Here is a 17,019-nt window from a genome sequence, read left to right as displayed (position 1 = left end):
TTCACAAAAGGAGAATATCAATGGCCATCCACCCTATAGAATACCGATATGGTACCGAGGAAATGAAACATGTCTGGAGTGAGGAGAATCGCTTAAAATGCATCATGAAAGCAGAGGCAGCCCTTGCAAAGGCAGAAGCTGATGTTGGATTAATCCCTGAAGATGCTGCAAAAATAATAGAACAAAGCATTGAAAATGTAGAACTCAAAAGGGTCAAAGAAATCGAAGATGAGATCAATCATGACATGATGGCAATTGTGCTTGCCATCTCGGAAAAATGTGAAGAAAATGCCAGTAAATGGGTACATTTCGGTGCAACATCAAACGATATGCTGGATACAGCCACCGGTCTACAGATAAAAGACGCCATTGAAGTAATGGAACCAAAGATCAGACAACTACTGGAAGTGCTCTTGCGTCAAGCTGAGGAACACAAAGAAACTGTATGTGCAGGCAGAACCCATGGACAGATCGGTGTACCAACAACTTACGGCCTGCGTTTTGCAATCTGGGCATCTGAGATTGGCAGGCATATCGAAAGACTAGAACAGCTCAAGCCCCGGGTAGAAGTAGGCCAAATGACAGGGGCTGTCGGCACTCAGGCGGCTTTTGGTGAGAAAGGTATTGAAATCCAGAAAAAAGCGATGGAATACCTTGGGATAACAGGTGTGGATGTCTCCAACCAGATTATCCAGAGGGACCGTCATGCGGAATTTGTCATGTGGATGGCAAATGTCGTAACAACACTGGATAAAATTGGTGTTGAATTACGAACACTGCAGAGAAGTGAACTTGCAGAAGTAGAAGAAAGTTTCGGCAAAAAACAGGTAGGTTCCTCTACAATGCCCCATAAACGCAACCCCATCAAATCCGAACAGATCTGCGGGCTTGCAAGAATTGTACGCTCCATGGTTGAACCTGAACTTATGAATAATACATTATGGGACGAGAGGGATCTTACAAACTCTTCATGTGAAAGGGTTGTTTTCCCGGAAACGTGTGTGCTGACCGATCACATCCTGAAACTAGGCATCAGGGTGACCGATAATCTGCGCTTCTATCCGGAAAACATAAAGCGTAACCTCGAATTGCTCAAAGGACTTAATATGGGCGAAGCGGTCATGATAGAACTTGCAAAAAGAGGTGTCGGGAGACAAGAAGCCCATGAGATAGTACGTACAGCTGCCATGCAGGCCCACGAAAGCGGAAAACACCTGCGTGAAACTTTACTCGCAAATAAAGAAGTATCCGGCTATCTTAATGAAGAGGATGTCGAGAAACTTGTTGATCCTTACCGATATACCGGTACCGCAGTTAAGCAAGTTGAAATTACAGTTGAAAAATTAAGAAAACAATACCTGTGAGGGGTTTAATGGAAATTGAAGACGCAATAAAGTTCCACGGCCATCTTTGTCCCGGATTATCTCTGGGGTTCAGGGCTGCAAAAACAGCAGAGGAACATTTCAAAAATATAAGGTCAGAAGATGAAGAGCTCGTGTGCATCGTTGAAAACAAGTCATGTTCTGTGGATGCCATACAGGTGGTCAATGGATGCACCTTCGGGAAAGGTAATCTGATATACCGTGATTTCGGTAAACATGTATACACTTTCTTCAATCGGGGAAATGATAAAGCTCTGCGGCTTGTGTTGAAACCTGATGGGATGAAAAATGATGAAGAACATCAGAAGCTGTTTCCAAAGATAAGGGAAGGCAGTGCTACAGAAGAGGAAAAGAAACTGTTCAAGCAAAAACATGAAGAAAAATCCCATGATGTCCTGAAAATGCCTCTTGAAGAGCTTTTCAAAATTGAGGAAATCGAAATAAAGCCACCTGAAAAGGCAGTTGTTTTCCAAACCCTCATCTGCAGCGAATGCGGCGAAGGAATGATGGAAAGCCGGGCAAGAGTTATGAACGGCAACTATTACTGCCTTCCATGTTTTGAAAAATATGATATCTGAAGGAATTAGCGATCAAGCTCTTCCTTCTCTTTTTCATTCCTTAGTATTTTGCATAGTGTCTTCTTATATTCTACCTGGGTTTTAAACCTAGCCACATCAGGAGTTGGCTCCCTGCCTTCCTGATGTGACATGATATCGCCGAGATATTCTAGGTCATTCTTGATATTCTTGCAACGGATTTTTCTTACCATACATACACCCCCGGTAAACCCGGTGACCAGTATTATTGGTCATGTAAATTTTTTCCTGAAAGAAAATAAACCTTGTGCCCGAATTCTCAGGAGAGAATGTTTTTCAAAAATTCACCGGTATAGGAACCTTCAACCTTTGCCACATTTTCAGGAACCCCTTCTGCAACAACAAGTCCTCCACCTTCTCCACCTTCAGGACCAAGGTCAATAATCCAATCTGCAACCTTGATAACATCCAGATTGTGCTCTATAACAATTACTGTATTTCCCCCCTCAACGAGGCGCTGGAGTACTTCAAGTAACTTCCTGACATCATCAAAATGCAACCCCGTGGTTGGTTCATCAAGGATATAGACCGTTTTACCGGTAGAGCGTTTACTCAGTTCAGTAGCAAGTTTGACACGCTGGGCTTCTCCTCCGGAAAGCGTGGTTGAAGACTGGCCAAGTTTGATGTAGCCCAGACCAACGTCAAAAAGCGTCTGTAATTTACGTTTTATTTTTGGAACGTTTGCAAAAAAACCAAGAGCCTCTTCCACGGTCATATCCAGTACATCGGCTATGCTTTTATCCTTATAAGTTACCTCAAGGGTTTCCCTGTTGTACCTTTTGCCATGACAGACCTCACAGGGCACATAAACATCGGGCAAAAAGTGCATTTCAATGGTGATTATTCCCTCCCCGCCACAGGTCTCACAACGGCCTCCACGTACATTGAAACTGAAACGACCGGGTTTATAGCCGCGGGACTTGGAAAGTTTTGTCTGGGCAAATAATTCACGTATGGGTGTGAAGAGATTGGTATAGGTAGCCGGATTGGACCTGGGAGTCCTGCCAATGGGAGACTGGTCTATTGTAATTACCTTGTCAACATTTTCAAGACCTTCAATAGTGGAATATTTGCCGGTTCTCTCCCTGGCACGATTGAGTTTGCGGGCTAACACTTTATTCAGGGTTTCATTGATAAGTGTACTTTTACCTGATCCTGAAACCCCGGTTACACATATCATTACAGAAAGAGGAAATTCCACATCAATTTCCTTGAGATTGTTTTCACCAGCTCCTATCAATTTTATGAAACCCTCAGGAGTACGCCTTTGCGACGGAACCGAAATCTTTAGTTTCCTCTCAAGGTATTTCCCTGTGAGAGAATCCGGGTTTTGCATAATTTCCACAGGAGTTCCCTCCGCTACCAGACCACCCCCATGAATACCGGCGCCGGGCCCCATATCCACAACATGATCGGCACTCATTATTGTTTCTTCATCATGCTCCACAACAATAACGGTGTTACCGATATCACGTAAGTGTTTGAGAGTGTTGATAAGCCTGAGATTATCCCGCTGATGCAAACCAATACTCGGTTCATCCAGAATGTACAGTACCCCCATCAAACTGGAGCCTATCTGGGTGGCAAGACGGATACGCTGGGCTTCCCCTCCGGAAAGAGTAGATGCTGAACGACTCAAAGTAAGATAATCCAGACCCACATCAACCAAAAAGCCCAGCCTGGATTTAATTTCCTTCAATATCAGGCGGGCTATGGTAAATTCCCGCTGGTCCAAATGAAGTTCCAGTTTTTCAAAGAAGTGAAGACAATCCTCAATTGACATATGAGTTGTCTGGATTATATTGAACCCGTCTATGAAAACAGACAGACTGGCTGGTTTGAGCCTTTCACCTTCACAGGACGGACATGGTTTGGTGCTTATATACCGTTTTAGCCGGTCCTTGGTATTTTCTGAATCTGTACGATTGTATATCTTGGAAATGGCAGCAATAACACCTTTAAAACGACTGTTGCGTTTCCAGATCCCTCCACCTTTACCGGTATGGACCATCGGGACTTTGGTGGCCGTGCCATAGAGAATCATATTCTGGTACTGTGGCTCCAGATCTTCAAAAGGAGCATCCATAGAAAATCCGAAATGATCAGCAAGAGACTGGAGAGACTGCATGTAATAGCCATCTTTTCTCGTACCCCACGGTTCAACTGCTCCTTCATTGAGAGACAGAGACCTGTCAGGAATTATCAGGTCAGGATCGAATTCCATTGAAGTACCCAGGCCATGACATACATCACATGCTCCCTGTGGGCTGTTAAAGGAAAACATGGCAGGTTCCAGTTCTTCAAATCCAGTTCCACAGTGTGGACAGGCAAGTTTTTCGCTAAATACGAATTCATCGCCATCCACAACATCAGCTATAACAATCCCGCCACTTCTGGCAAGGGCCTGTTCCACAGAATCAGAGAGACGCTCTTCAATTCCTTCTTTGATGGAAAGCCTGTCAACCACAATCTCTATGTTATGTTTATTGTAGCGCCCCAGTTCCAGGGAATCAGCTTCATCGAGCCGGATAATCTCCCCATCCACACGTGCACGGGAATAACCGTCAGAAAGTATATCAGCAAGCAGCTTCCTGTATTCACCTTTACGCTCCCGGACAACAGGCGCCAGGATATGAAGTTTGCTTTTTGCAGGGAATTTCATTATGTTGTCCACAATCTGGTCAACACTCTGGGGTTCGATGGCACGCCCACAATCCGGACAGTGGCGAGCCCCTATACGGGCAAACAGCAATCTCAGGTAATCGTATATCTCGGTAACGGTACCCACGGTGGAGCGGGGATTCTTGCTGGTGGTTTTCTGTTCGATTGAAATGGCAGGAGAGAGACCTTCAATGTATTCCACATCGGGTTTTTCCATCTGCCCCAGGAATTGCCGGGCATATGATGAAAGCGATTCAACATAGCGACGCTGGCCTTCGGCATAGATCGTATCAAAAGCAAGAGATGACTTGCCCGAGCCACTTAAACCCGTAATTACGATTAATTTATCCCTCGGCAACACTACATCAATATTCTTTAAGTTGTGCTCTTTGGCACCCTTTATCATTATATTTTTGAGAGACATGTGTCCTGAAAAATTAAAAGGATTGTTTTAGATTGGTTTTGGGGAAGAGAATATTGTCTGGGAGGATTAAAGGTTTGCTATCAGACATTGTGAATCAATGTGGAAATCTGGAAGTAAAATAAAATATATGAGCAATTAATTTATATAGTATACACTTAGTAATTTATACCCATATAAGACAAAGGAGTTTCATGAATGACAACAAAATTAACTACATGTACATCTGGTTCTAACAGTACAAATGCAGATTTGGAAGTAACAGCATCATTATATGAAAGAGAAGACGGAAGCCGTTACATCGAAGCAACACAGGTTTGGTGTGTCGCTCAGATTTCTGGAATTGTACTGGAATCAGGCAATACATTTTTTTACTGTGTACCGGAAGCATGAAAATGAGTATGAAATATATTCTTTGTTTCACCACCATGGTATTATTTTTTATTGCAAGTCCCTGTAATGCAGACGAGAATACATTTGCAATTGAAAATTCCACAAACACTTTTGCTCCGTACTGGTCACCCGATGGGACCTATATCGCCTATTCTTCAAGCACAGGTAATTCACTGGAAAATCTAAGTGGCTGCTTATCAAGAGAAGGTGGAATGGATAAAGAAAAACTAACTTCTGAAAATGAAAGCGGAGGTTTTTTCTTTGACCCCTGGTCTCCTGAAGGAGATCTGTTACTCTATATATCAAATCTGACAGGGAACTATGAATTATGGACGATGCATCCAGACGGTTCTGGCAAAAAGAAACTAACTGAAGGAGTCTTTCTGGAAAACTACCTGCTGGGCCTGAGGGGATGGGAAGCCGACTGGGGTCCTGACGGCTCTAAAATTGTTTATGTATCTGCATCTTCTGAAAACGGTGATATATGGGATATGGTAGAAAAAGAAGATGGGACAAAACAACGAATGTTGAATAAATCAAATATCTGCAAGGACTCAGATATATGGATAATAAACTCCGATGGTAGCGAAAATATTAGACTCACTGATAGCAATGGCCCCTATCTTGAACCACAATGGCAACCAGAAGGGAACATCATTGCTTACGTTTCGAATAATCCGGAAACTGAAGGCATCTGGATTATGGAAAGTGACGGTTCAGAAAAATCCCGGATTTTCGAAGGAAAAGCATATGACATTGCCTGGTCGCCGGAGGGGGATGAAATTGCATATGTTAAAACGAATAATAATCACACTACAAGCTTGTGGGTTATGAATGCTGATGGTAGCAATCAAAGAAAAATAACCAACGATTCAGGATACTACAAGGCCCATTCATTTCCTGTATGGTCACCTGACGCAGATAAAATCGTATTTAATTACGGAGATATCGGAGAGTACGGAATATGGATAACTGACCATAAAGGAAATGAAAAACTGCAAATCGGGAGAGGGTTTATGCCACAGTGGTCACCGGAAGGAAACAAAATTGCTTATACATCAGCAAAAAACAAAAGACGTTCGATTTCAATGATAGAACTGGATGATAAAAGCCTTCCCGATAGTACAAAGATGCCGGAAAAATCACCTTCATTCGGGCTTTTGGAAAGCATAATTATGCTGTATGCACTTTTCATCATGCATAAAAAATAAGGCCACCAAATTACTGGTGGTCCTTGCTTGCAAAGTATATCATATACAGGGCTGCCAGTCCTACAAGAATGTAGACTACCCGTGCGATTGCACTATATCCAAAGATAAGTTCTACCAGGTTATAGTCCTGTGATATACCAAACAATCCCCAATTCAAGCCTCCAATTACTACAAGAGCAATTGCTATCCAGTCTAATGGTGTTTTCTCGGTCATATTTTACCCTCACTCAAAACCTATTTCATATAGGCACATGAATATTACATTAAAAAGTATTATAACTTTTGCCCTTATAAATAATAGAAGATAATATATAAATCTCAAATAAAAAATGTCAATAATATATTTGCCTTTCAATGAGCAAAAAATAAACTTGAGGATGATAATACAACATTTTTATATTTACAGGTGAACTAATAAAATCTAAAATTCATTGTTGTTACAGGATTTTCAGCACGTTTCCTTTGAATAAGATTCATTGTCCTGACTCCCTTTATATACAGGTATATCCCGATCTTTATTTACAGTCCATGATCAAGATGCTATAAAGCATACCGCAGTAATCGAAACTTTTGACCCAAAAAATATATTCATAACAAATGAAAAATACAAATTAGAAAGCAAAACGGACATCTCTAAGGAAAGACCGTGATGGGTAACACTGTATAAATCGAAAGGCAAATTTATATTCAAGATCATTCAGGACAATAATATCACAGATGCCCATAAAGTAAAAGTACCAAATCCACAAATAAAAGTAAATGTAAGGGTACATAGCAAAGATTAGTGTTCAGGCAAACATATCCCAATCAAAATTGAAACAATTCCCCTTCTATAATAATTAATGGCATATGTTGTGACAGGAAGTTACATCATGCATAAACGGTTCGATAATACAAATTGAGAACAATACCACAATATTCCGACAGTCAAAGTTTCAAGTAGATATAAATATATTGTCACACAACTGTAGTGGAAGCAAAATATGGAAATCATAACATGGATTCTACTTTTATTTTTTGTCAGTCAATCGGCAATGTTTTCCGGCCTTACCATTGGACTTTTCGGATTGAGCAGGCTGGGATTGGAAACTGAAGCCGAGTCTGGCAATAAGGATGCAAGAAAAATACTAGATATCCGAAGGGATTCCAACTATCTTTTAACAACTTTATTATGGGGAAACGTTGCCGTAAATGTTCTTATTGCCCTGCTTACAGGTTCAATAATGGGTGGTACTGCTGCATTTGTATTCTCCACTGTAATAATAACCTGTTTTGGTGAGATTATGCCCCAGGCATATTTCACCAGAAAAGCCCTGAAAGCCGGAGCATATTTAACTCCATTAGTCAAGATGTATCAATTAATCCTTTATCCTTTTGCAAAACCTTCGGCAATAATGCTTGACTGGTGGCTGGGAAAAGAAGAAATAATGTTCTTCAAAGAGAGGTCCCTTAAAAAAGTCCTCCAGAGACACATACAATCCACAAGATCAGACATAGGAAGTGTAGAGGGACAGGGAGCTCTTAATTTTTTGACAATGGATGATACAAAGATCACAAAGGAAGGCAACCCAATTGACCCAAAAAGTATCATATCCCTTCCTACAAAAAACAGGAAACCGGTGTTCCCCGAACTTAAACAAACCCTTGAAGATCCTTTCCTCAAAAAAATCAGCGAATCCGGTAAAAAATGGATTATTATCACGGACCCAGAGGGAAATCCCATACGTACACTTAACAGTGATGACCTTTTGAGAGATTTAGCCTACGGTAACATAACCCTTGATCCTGAAGATTATTGTCACAGGCCGGTTATTGTAATGTCACCAAAGACCAGGCTAGAAGAAGTAATTCCAAAACTAAGGCTGTATCCTGAGCATTATAAAGGAGATATTATTGACCAGGACGTGATAATCTACTGGACAGATGAAGAAAAAAGAATCATGACGGGGTCAGACATTCTTTCCAGGCTTCTCAGAGGAGTTGTAAGAAGAGTGGAGACAACATTCTGAGAAACTATCTCTTTTTAAATATAACAAGCAGGCTAAATTATGGATCCATCGGAAATTATGAAAAATGACAGGTCACACAAATATGACTACCAATCAAAAGAAAGACACATACCTTCTATTGAAGTTCTAAAAAATTATGGCAACAGCGGCAAGGATTACATCCATGTTGTAGTCGGGGGAAATATGAAACATCCAAATTCGCTGCAGCATCAAATTCAATGGATTGAATTGTATGCACGCACTAAAATGCTGAATACGATCAAGATCGGACGAGTCAATTTCGCCCCGGGAACTTCACCTGATGCATTATTCAAACTGGTATATTTTGGCAAATACAGAGAGTTCTGCGCCCTTGCATACTGCAATGTTCACGGATTATGGCAAAATTGCATTGAAATAAGAGAAGAACTTCGTTTAACAGCCGGATGCCGTCGAGAAAAATGTTTGCAGGAAGGATTCGGAGTCTAAAATTTAATTACAATGACACCATAAGTTTCATTCATTTACACTTTCAAATATCTGATCGTATTTCCGGGTCCAGTGCAGTTGCGAACCACCGGCAATAAACATCGAGACTGCAATTGCTTCTGCAATCTCCTCCTCTGTTGCCCCATTATCCTTTGCACGTTTTGCATGTATTTCTACACATTTTTCGCACCTCATCAGGACCGATGAGGAAACAGCGATCAACTCTTTTGTCTTTGTGTCCAGGGCGCCATCCTTGAAAAGGGATGAACGCATGTCTGCAAATGCGTTTGCAGTTTCCGGTAATTTATCGATAAGAAATTTCATTAATTATCTCCTGATAGGATAATAACGAACAAGAATATAGATAATTATTGCTACTGTAATTAATACAGGTATGATTCCAGCTCTTTAAATTTCAATATCCACTTCATAAACAGATTCGATATTCTCCTTATGAACCTTCCAGAAAACTTCTTCCCCGTAGGTTTCAACAAGCTTCAGGGTACGACGGGGAATGGTTTTTGGACCAAGTACTGCACCGGGACGTTGCGGATCATCTATATAATCCGTCTCCATCATGAAATGACTACCCTGCTTAAGGGCTTCTTCAATTGCTCCTTTGCCGGCAAGTACACCAGGATAAAGGCCTATCCTTTCACAGACATCAACAAGCGGAGGTGCATAATGTTTCACAACTTTATCCAGGGGGATACCAACACTCTTTGCCCTGCTGGCAATGTCCTCCAGCTCAGCTTCTCCTACACTTTCGGTATGCAGCTGGACAGCACATCCCAGATCCTTGCCCAGGCCAAAAGCATGAGACATTATTGAATTAGAAGCCTGCCACACCTCATCTGAGACAGGATAATGAGGACGTCCGCTTTTCAACCCCACAGCAAGGCCTTCATTTACATATTCAGATGCAATCTCCAGACCTGCTTTCATAAGGGAGGTGGCATTTTCAAGTTCCATCCTTTCACAGAGTTTGGTAATTTCTGCCGGATGTACGCCAAGCACCGGAAAAGCACCAACCCCGATTTCATTGATCTGGCGGACAATATCCACAGTTTCATCAAATACAGCACGATAGTCATCGGGTTTTACAACTTCGACCCCAAGCGTCCATGTAGGTTTGGAGACCACCATCATATGAGTTCCCCCTGCATTCTGGAATTGCTTTACAGCATCAATACCCTTTGCCCGGGGGTCAATATGTATATGTTCATCTGTAATAGGAATGTTTGGGGACATGAAAGAAAGTATGATTCCCTGCCATATAAAAATACTCAGGAAATGAAATTAACGCAATTAATCTAATAAACATCTGGACATCATCAAAAATGGATAACCATTATTGCTGCGGTCAACTGGGCAGATAGAATATATATGATGGAGGCATTAAAGGGGCACAATAGCCGTATTAATACAATTAATTATAGAAGTGATTCAAATGAATAAAACTGCAGCAGTTATTAAAGGAGATGGAGTCGGGCCGGAACTTGTCGATGCCATGCTTAAAGTAGCAGAGGCAGCAGGTACGAATGTGGAGTTTGTACCCTGTGAAGCCGGTGCCGCCTGGTGGGAGGAAAACGGAGGAAATACCCTTATTCCCGATGAGACATGGGAAATACTGGAAAACTCCGATGCCTGTTTCAAAGGACCAACTACCACCCCCGGAGGTGCAGGTTCTCCAAAAAGTGTCGCAGTATCAATCAGACAGAAATACAATCTTTACGCAAATGTCCGACCTACAAAAACATTCCCCAACACAAACACACCCCTTGGTGATGTTGATTTTATATGCGTACGTGAAGGAACGGAAGGAATGTACATAGGTGAAGAAGTAAAACTGACGGATGATGTGTATATAGCACTGCGTAAGATCACCCGACCGGCCTGCCGTAGCATTGCAAGGTATGCCTTTGAAGAAGCAAAGAAACGTGGGTATGATACGGTCGTTCCAATCCACAAGAGCAACATTCTCAAACAGACATGTGGAACATTCCTTGAAGAAGTCGAGAACATAGGAAAAGAATATCCCGATATTGACATCTGGGAATACCACATCGACAATATTGCTCAGCAACTTATCAAGAACCCGCAGCTTTTCAACAAGAAAGTATTGCTTTCCACAAACCTGTTCATGGATGTTATCAGTGAGGAATGCTCCGCTCTTATCGGAAGTATCGGCCTGATATATTCCGCAAATATCGGGGACAATTATGCAATGTTTGAACCTGCACATGGCTCAGCACCGAAATACGCAGGAGAAGATAAAGTAAATCCTGTTGCAACAATTCTTGCCGGTGCCTGGATGCTTGACTATCTCGGAGAAAAAGACAATGCAAATGCTATTTTCAAAGCAACCGAAGAAGTCATTTCCGAAGGTAAGTATGTAACTTACGATATGGGCGGCAGTGCAAAACTCAGTGAAATGACAGATGCTATTGTCAGCAAAATTAAATAAAAACAGTAAATATGTATAAGGTTAATAATTACCTTATACATCCTTCTTCTTTCTTGAAAGAGGATCTGGTACATATTCACCAGAATAGGCACTTTCCCGGCTCATATTCTTTTCTACAACTGGCTCAAACAGGAAGTATTTCTCGACATAACCCTGGATTTCCTCATCAGAGATACAGGATACACGCTTTTCGTTGTCATAGAGTGCCTGGATATCCTTCTGTATGGATTTAAGTCTGGGATCCTTTTTCTCCACAGTGATCTGTACATCAAGCAATTCCCTCAGGGTTTCCTGAATCTTATACCTTAAGACCTCGGTGCCTGAAGAATCACCTACGAGGAATATACGTTCTCCACCCACAACCTCCGGTGGATATGGTTCGTATGTGAAAGGATTCTTAATAGCACCGGCAGCATGTATACCTGACTCGTGGGAGAATACATTCTTACCAACCACGGCTTTATTACGAGGCACACGTATACCGATTTCTTTATGCATGAATTCAGAGAATTCAGTTATGACATCAAGATTATATTTATCAAAACCTTCCACCCGCTGATCCAGGAACAAAAGCAATTTTTCCATTTCAGCATTTCCGGCCCTTTCACCTATACCCATAAATGTTACATTGGACCAGTTTGCACCATACCAGTAAGCTGCCATCGAATTTGTAAAAGCAAAACCAAAATCATCATGGCAGTGGCTTTCGATGTTTTTAACACCAATCTCATCTTTGAGATATTTGGTAATTGAGGGAATACCATAGGGTTCGTCCACTCCGTCAAAAGGTATTCCATAGCCGATGGTGTCGCACACCCTTATGGTACATTCCGGGTCAATTTCCATTATCTTTTCAATCATTGGATAGACAAAACCATAATTATCAGCACGGGTCATGTCTTCCACATGAGCACGGGTAGCAAGGCCATGATCTACTGCATACTGAAGGGCTTCAAGATACCTGTCCTCGGCAGCTTCTCTGCTGGGCAATCCCATCTTTTCCAGAATGTGGACATCTGAGACAGACATCAATATACCGGTTTCATTGAGACCGCCAATCTGCAGTACCTTATCTATGTCTTCTGTTTTTGCACGTGCCCAGCCCGTAACCTCAGGGAATTCATAACCCCTGTCAAGCATGAGGTCGATGGCTTTGCGATCTCTTTCATTATAAACGAAAGTTTCCAGTTTTTCAATACCGATCTCGTGCAGATAGTCATAAATTCGAACCTTGTGGCCGCTTTTTAAGACTATCCCCGGCATTTGGGCTCCATCCCTGATGGTACTATCACTGATACAAACCTCCTGATCAAGAGGAAGCTTGATTTTTGGCAGATCTCCATAATCTTTGTATACCTTCACAAAATACCTCCTTCCATACAAATATGATAATTCTAATACCGTATTTTAATAATTACACATTGTAAAATATTTGTGTATAACCCCTAAAAGGGATTTTTTTATTCGTAAAAAGCACATTTAACCGATTAAATCAGGTTGTAATATGATGGATTTAATCCTTAAAATGTCTTTCTTCCTACATACAAAAATAAAATAAAAAGTTACTGGCTAAACATTCCAAGAGATTACAAACTACAAAAGAACTTAATTCTATTTATAATTTGAATGAATAGTGATTTGCATGTGGAAAATGTTACTTGAAATGTTTGAAAAACATCCTGCCCAACAGAAGGTACTGAAAATTTTATTCGAAAGAGGTTTTCAGGTAAGTAAGGATGGGAAAGTGACCTCCGGTAAGATAGATATTGCACATACCCAGCTCGCAAAAGAGGCAGGTGTGGACCGTCGGGTCGTAGATGCAACTACCGACACAATACTTGAAGATGAAACCCTTCGAAACATATTCCAGAATGTGCGTTCAATTCCTTTCTTAAGGGATGTGGCTCCTGCACTGGGACTTGGAGTAATAATAATTACACCTGAAGATGCGGCAACAGTAGGTATTCTTTCAGAAGTATCAGGCGTGATTGCCGCACATGGTATCAGTATAAGGCAGGCAGTTTCAGATGATCCATATTTTACCGATCAGGCTAAAATGACAATTATCACTGATTCAAAGATATCAGGAGATACTGTAAATGAAATCCTTAACATAGAAAGTGTAAAAGGGGTCAGTATATACTGAATTCACAGCAAGGTCTTCAAAAAAGCTACAAAAAAACCTTTTAGATGCCTGGAGTTTAAAGGATTCAGGAATTTACGCAATAATATGGAAGGATGATCCATATCCCCATACTTTTCAATTAATGAAAGTACATTCGGTTCTGCAAGGGATGAAAATAATTCATTGAGTTGTTCATCTGACAGACTACCTACAAAATTGTGCACTTTCAGCCCCAAATCTAACTCCTTTCCCAGAGACTGCTTCCAGCGAATTTCATATTCTTCCAGCCGGGATTGGGAAGTATCATTTTCAAATGCTGCTTTTGCAGCAACTTCACCTGCTATCTTTGCGCAGACAGCCCCTGTATAAACACCCCCCCCGGATGTTGGTTTTACCTGACCTGCTGCATCACCGCAGATTAATACACCGTCAGAAAAAGTCCTGGCTGCAACACCTATAGGAATTCCTCCTACTACAAAATCCAGCATACCATCTACTGCACGCCCTGTTTTGGAAAGTTTGTCTTTAAGTTCACAGAGATGTGACAGAGAATCCTGACTGGCCAAATTATCAGTTGCAAGTCCAAACCTTGCAGTGCCGTCAGACAATGGAATTACCCATGCAAAAAAACCAGGCGCACAGGTACCTAAGAAAAGCTCCACAAAGTCCTGGCGAATTGTTTGCATTTGAACTTCAAACTGGATTCCGGACATAATACGTGAAGGAGCCGGCAGGCCCACCATGGAAGCCACACCATGACGTACACCATCTGCACCTATAACCACAGAGGCTTCGATAACTTCAGGTTTACCTGCTTTTTGGACATGTAAACTTCTAAAACCTGAATTATTATCTATTGCAACAACCTTTGAGTTCAGGAAAATATCCACTCCTTCAGAAGTTGCCAGGGATGCCAGTTTCCTGTCAAACATCTTGCGTGAGACCACAAAGGCACGGGTACTTCCACCATCTATAGGAAGACAGGTTCCTGCCGGTGAATGTACAAAAGCACCCCTGACACTGTTAATAACCGAAGAGTCATTGGGACTTATACCACACTCATCCATAGCCCGCACACTCAAAAGGCCCGCACACTGGACCGGACTTCCGACAGTTGCATGTTCCTCAAAAAGAGCAACCTTTGCCCCCTGCAGGGCAGCATATCTTGCGGCAACCGAACCCACGGGACCGGCTCCCACCACGGCAACATCATACCTCATGGTCACAATCACTGTTTATTCACAACAACATCAGCACCCAGAGACCTGATATCATCAAAGAAATTGGGATAGGAGATGAATATCGATTCTGCTGTGTCCACGGTTGTATCACCCGCAACCATGCCGGCAATCGTAAGTGCCATTACGATACGATGATCATGCCAGCCATGCAGGTCACCTCCTTTGAGCTTACCCCCTTTTATTGTCAGTTGGTCCCGATCTTCCTTCACAGAAACACCCATCTTCTTGAGTTCCACAGCCATGGCATGTAGCCTGTCAGTTTCCTTATACCTGACATGTTCGGCGTTCTCTATCACGGTTTGTCCTTCAGCGACAGCACCCAGGACAGCTATAGTTGGCACAAGGTCCGGCGTAGCTGCAGCATCCACCCGTACACCTTTTAGATCACGTCCATTAACCGTTACCACACCGTTTTCTTTATCCCAGGATACTCCCGCACCCATTTGCTTGAGTATGTCAATTATAGCCATATCCCCCTGTTGGGAAGGGAACATGTTCTTCACAACTACCCTGGAACCGGTCATTGCGGCAGCAGCCAGTAAATATGATGCAGAAGAAAAGTCTCCTGGAACCAGATAATCCTTTAAATCGTAATCCTGATTGGGAGGAATTATGAATTTTATGTTATGGTTACTATCTTCAAATATTTCAGCTCCTGCCTCACGCAGTATTTCGAGAGTGACATTGACATAGGGTTTTGAACGAAGCTCACCCTTTATGGAAAGAGTGGTACTCTGGCTTGTGAGGGGACATGCTATCAAAAGTGCGGAGATGAACTGAGAACTGATGGAGCCATCTATCTTGGCTATTGCTCCTTTCAACCCCCCTTTAACTACAAGAGGAGCACAGCCGTTATTCAGAGTGGATATTACTTCCGCACCCAAATCATGCAAAACTTCAATAAGGGGACCATTTGGCCTGGTGCGCAGGGAATTATCACCCGTTAGAATCGATACACCGTCCACAAGGGATGCTACAGCAGTCATGAAACGCAATGTTGTACCCGAATTACCCACATCAATTACATCTTCAGGAATGTGAGGTTTGCCTTTCACCCCTTCAATAAAAAGGTCCCCTTTCTCCTCATTAATATGTGCGCCAAGCATTTTACATGCACGGATCGTAGCCTTGGTATCTTCCGAAATAAGTGGCCTGCGAACAACACACTTCTCAGAAAGGGAACCAATAGTAATTGCCCTGTGCGTGTAACTTTTTGAGGGGGGTGCAAAAACTTCCCCCTCCACACTGGTACGACTGACTTTTACCCTCATTTAGCACACTCCTGTTACAATCTTTTCAATACGGTCCCAGTCATGTTCATATATATGTGCAGATACACTGACCGTTGTAATAGTACCTGTCTCATAACCGGCATTCTGTGCCACATATTTTAGAAGCTGTGAAAGACCGTAAAGATTTGCAGGATAGGCTCCTGCGAAATCATGACTGCGGAAAAGAGTGGTCATATGAACCCGATTGTTCCGGACTTTGAAATCATCGAGAATCATACATGGCACTTCATCAACTTCAGTATCAATATAGGGTATCCATGTTACCGCAGTTGCCCTGCGGGTGGTTTTATTGGTTTTGAGCTTGTCAATTACATAGGAAATCTGGTCAACTCGCCCATCCCAGTTGCGTAATCGCTGCCCGTAAGTATATTCGAAGTCCTGGGGATTTTCTCCCGTAATTAGCTGTTTTGCATATTCGTCCAGACGTTCCTGATTCCAGGAAATGTCAGCAGGTATTTCATTGGAATAAGGATCATCGATAACAATCATAAGATTCATGAATTCCTTGATTTTGCTGCCCCTTTCATCAGTTACATTTTCCCCGTGATTCCATATTATATTGAGTCCGCGATACCATGCATCGCTAATTGTACCGGCCTTAATTATTCTTCCTATGGGCGTATTGTGAACCATGTCAAATCCTCTCAAGCTGCAAGGAAATAGAATTTCATGAATATATAATCTTTACCTGAATAGACCCATATATAACAACCCATCGAAATCCTAATGAAACCGGGTACCAAATAGAGTATT

At 42.0% G+C, this 17,019-nt stretch carries 17 protein-coding genes; 8 read left to right on the top strand and 9 right to left on the bottom strand.

The window, feature by feature from the left end:
- Positions 1-20 precede the first annotated feature (20 nt).
- Complete coding sequence (gene purB, locus BKM01_RS08000) at positions 21-1,364, top strand: adenylosuccinate lyase (protein ID WP_072359384.1); 1,344 nt, start codon at positions 21-23, stop codon at positions 1,362-1,364.
- An 8-nt stretch (positions 1,365-1,372) separates the two neighbouring features.
- On the top strand, positions 1,373-1,960 hold the full coding sequence (locus tag BKM01_RS07995; protein WP_072359382.1) for an FmdE family protein: 588 nt from the start codon (positions 1,373-1,375) through the stop codon (positions 1,958-1,960).
- A 5-nt stretch (positions 1,961-1,965) separates the two neighbouring features.
- On the opposite strand, the gene BKM01_RS07990 is transcribed toward BKM01_RS07995, so the two are convergent.
- Together BKM01_RS07990 and uvrA are read right to left on the bottom strand one after the other, a co-directional pair.
- Positions 1,966-2,151 (bottom strand): hypothetical protein, encoded by a 186-nt coding sequence (locus BKM01_RS07990; RefSeq protein ID WP_013037058.1) that lies wholly within the window; start codon positions 2,149-2,151, stop codon positions 1,966-1,968.
- An 86-nt stretch (positions 2,152-2,237) separates the two neighbouring features.
- Complete coding sequence (uvrA, locus tag BKM01_RS07985; protein WP_072359380.1) at positions 2,238-5,063, bottom strand: excinuclease ABC subunit UvrA; 2,826 nt, start codon at positions 5,061-5,063, stop codon at positions 2,238-2,240.
- 195 nt (positions 5,064-5,258) lie between these two features.
- On the opposite strand from uvrA, the gene BKM01_RS07980 reads away from it, so the two are divergent.
- Both BKM01_RS07980 and BKM01_RS07975 read left to right on the top strand, forming a co-directional pair.
- On the top strand, positions 5,259-5,453 hold the full coding sequence (locus BKM01_RS07980) for a hypothetical protein (protein WP_072359378.1): 195 nt from the start codon (positions 5,259-5,261) through the stop codon (positions 5,451-5,453).
- 2 nt (positions 5,454-5,455) lie between these two features.
- Positions 5,456-6,664, top strand: coding sequence for a TolB family protein (locus tag BKM01_RS07975; RefSeq protein ID WP_072359376.1), 1,209 nt, complete (start codon positions 5,456-5,458; stop codon positions 6,662-6,664).
- Between the two features lie 10 nt (positions 6,665-6,674).
- On the opposite strand, the gene BKM01_RS07970 is transcribed toward BKM01_RS07975, so the two are convergent.
- Positions 6,675-6,878, bottom strand: a complete 204-nt coding sequence (locus BKM01_RS07970) for a DUF378 domain-containing protein (protein ID WP_072359373.1) — start codon at positions 6,876-6,878, stop codon at positions 6,675-6,677.
- A 769-nt stretch (positions 6,879-7,647) separates the two neighbouring features.
- Here BKM01_RS07970 and BKM01_RS07965 point away from each other — a divergent pair.
- Positions 7,648-8,673 (top strand): DUF21 domain-containing protein, encoded by a 1,026-nt coding sequence (locus BKM01_RS07965; protein WP_072359371.1) that lies wholly within the window; start codon positions 7,648-7,650, stop codon positions 8,671-8,673.
- A 39-nt stretch (positions 8,674-8,712) separates the two neighbouring features.
- Complete coding sequence (locus BKM01_RS07960; protein ID WP_072359369.1) at positions 8,713-9,141, top strand: desulfoferrodoxin family protein; 429 nt, start codon at positions 8,713-8,715, stop codon at positions 9,139-9,141.
- Positions 9,142-9,168: 27 nt separating this feature from the next.
- Here the strand turns inward: BKM01_RS07960 and BKM01_RS07955 are convergent, their stop codons facing one another.
- Positions 9,169-9,465, bottom strand: coding sequence for a carboxymuconolactone decarboxylase family protein (locus BKM01_RS07955; RefSeq protein WP_072359367.1), 297 nt, complete (start codon positions 9,463-9,465; stop codon positions 9,169-9,171).
- 84 nt (positions 9,466-9,549) lie between these two features.
- A complete protein-coding gene (locus tag BKM01_RS07950; protein WP_072359365.1) occupies positions 9,550-10,392 on the bottom strand; it encodes a TatD family hydrolase in 843 nt (280 codons plus the stop codon).
- 199 nt (positions 10,393-10,591) lie between these two features.
- Here BKM01_RS07950 and BKM01_RS07945 point away from each other — a divergent pair, with 199 nt between their 5' ends.
- Positions 10,592-11,608 carry an isocitrate/isopropylmalate dehydrogenase family protein gene (locus tag BKM01_RS07945; protein WP_072359363.1) on the top strand — a complete coding sequence of 339 codons (1,017 nt, stop codon included), beginning with the start codon at positions 10,592-10,594 and terminating at the stop codon, positions 11,606-11,608.
- A 33-nt stretch (positions 11,609-11,641) separates the two neighbouring features.
- On the opposite strand, the gene BKM01_RS07940 is transcribed toward BKM01_RS07945, so the two are convergent.
- The gene (locus tag BKM01_RS07940; RefSeq protein WP_072359361.1) at positions 11,642-12,970 is read right to left on the bottom strand and encodes a homocitrate synthase/isopropylmalate synthase family protein; all 1,329 of its coding nucleotides are present in this window, start codon (positions 12,968-12,970) and stop codon (positions 11,642-11,644) included.
- Positions 12,971-13,250: 280 nt separating this feature from the next.
- Here BKM01_RS07940 and BKM01_RS07935 point away from each other — a divergent pair, with 280 nt between their 5' ends.
- On the top strand, positions 13,251-13,754 hold the full coding sequence (locus tag BKM01_RS07935) for an amino acid-binding protein (protein ID WP_072359359.1): 504 nt from the start codon (positions 13,251-13,253) through the stop codon (positions 13,752-13,754).
- A gap of 2 nt (positions 13,755-13,756) precedes the next feature.
- On the opposite strand, the gene BKM01_RS07930 is transcribed toward BKM01_RS07935, so the two are convergent.
- The 3 genes from BKM01_RS07930 to BKM01_RS07920 are packed head-to-tail and all read right to left on the bottom strand — an operon-like array spanning position 13,757 to position 16,899.
- Complete coding sequence (locus tag BKM01_RS07930; RefSeq protein WP_233125606.1) at positions 13,757-14,965, bottom strand: NAD(P)/FAD-dependent oxidoreductase; 1,209 nt, start codon at positions 14,963-14,965, stop codon at positions 13,757-13,759.
- Positions 14,962-16,245 (bottom strand): 3-phosphoshikimate 1-carboxyvinyltransferase, encoded by a 1,284-nt coding sequence (gene aroA / locus BKM01_RS07925; protein ID WP_072359355.1) that lies wholly within the window; start codon positions 16,243-16,245, stop codon positions 14,962-14,964. Before aroA ends, BKM01_RS07930 begins: the two co-directional genes overlap by 4 nt.
- Positions 16,246-16,899, bottom strand: coding sequence for a thymidylate synthase (locus tag BKM01_RS07920; protein WP_072359354.1), 654 nt, complete (start codon positions 16,897-16,899; stop codon positions 16,246-16,248).
- Positions 16,900-17,019 lie beyond the last annotated feature (120 nt).

The organism is Methanohalophilus portucalensis, from assembly GCF_002761295.1.
In the GTDB taxonomy this organism is placed as follows: Archaea; Halobacteriota; Methanosarcinia; order Methanosarcinales; family Methanosarcinaceae; genus Methanohalophilus; species Methanohalophilus portucalensis.
Note: the sequence above shows the minus strand (reverse complement) of the source record. Positions and strands in the feature narration are given on the sequence as shown.

Bases quoted from the DNA above. Each gene is read 5' to 3' on its own strand.
- purB (WP_072359384.1), top strand. From the start codon at position 21: ATGGCCATCCACCCTATAGAATACCGATATGGTACCGAGGAAATGAAA.
- BKM01_RS07995 (WP_072359382.1), top strand. From the start codon at position 1,373: ATGGAAATTGAAGACGCAATAAAGTTCCACGGCCATCTTTGTCCCGGA.
- BKM01_RS07990 (WP_013037058.1), bottom strand. From the start codon at position 2,151: ATGGTAAGAAAAATCCGTTGCAAGAATATCAAGAATGACCTAGAATAT.
- uvrA (WP_072359380.1), bottom strand. From the start codon at position 5,063: ATGTCTCTCAAAAATATAATGATAAAGGGTGCCAAAGAGCACAACTTA.
- BKM01_RS07980 (WP_072359378.1), top strand. From the start codon at position 5,259: ATGACAACAAAATTAACTACATGTACATCTGGTTCTAACAGTACAAAT.
- BKM01_RS07975 (WP_072359376.1), top strand. From the start codon at position 5,456: ATGAGTATGAAATATATTCTTTGTTTCACCACCATGGTATTATTTTTT.
- BKM01_RS07970 (WP_072359373.1), bottom strand. From the start codon at position 6,878: ATGACCGAGAAAACACCATTAGACTGGATAGCAATTGCTCTTGTAGTA.
- BKM01_RS07965 (WP_072359371.1), top strand. From the start codon at position 7,648: ATGGAAATCATAACATGGATTCTACTTTTATTTTTTGTCAGTCAATCG.
- BKM01_RS07960 (WP_072359369.1), top strand. From the start codon at position 8,713: ATGGATCCATCGGAAATTATGAAAAATGACAGGTCACACAAATATGAC.
- BKM01_RS07955 (WP_072359367.1), bottom strand. From the start codon at position 9,465: ATGAAATTTCTTATCGATAAATTACCGGAAACTGCAAACGCATTTGCA.
- BKM01_RS07950 (WP_072359365.1), bottom strand. From the start codon at position 10,392: ATGTCCCCAAACATTCCTATTACAGATGAACATATACATATTGACCCC.
- BKM01_RS07945 (WP_072359363.1), top strand. From the start codon at position 10,592: ATGAATAAAACTGCAGCAGTTATTAAAGGAGATGGAGTCGGGCCGGAA.
- BKM01_RS07935 (WP_072359359.1), top strand. From the start codon at position 13,251: ATGTGGAAAATGTTACTTGAAATGTTTGAAAAACATCCTGCCCAACAG.
- aroA (WP_072359355.1), bottom strand. From the start codon at position 16,245: ATGAGGGTAAAAGTCAGTCGTACCAGTGTGGAGGGGGAAGTTTTTGCA.
- BKM01_RS07920 (WP_072359354.1), bottom strand. From the start codon at position 16,899: ATGGTTCACAATACGCCCATAGGAAGAATAATTAAGGCCGGTACAATT.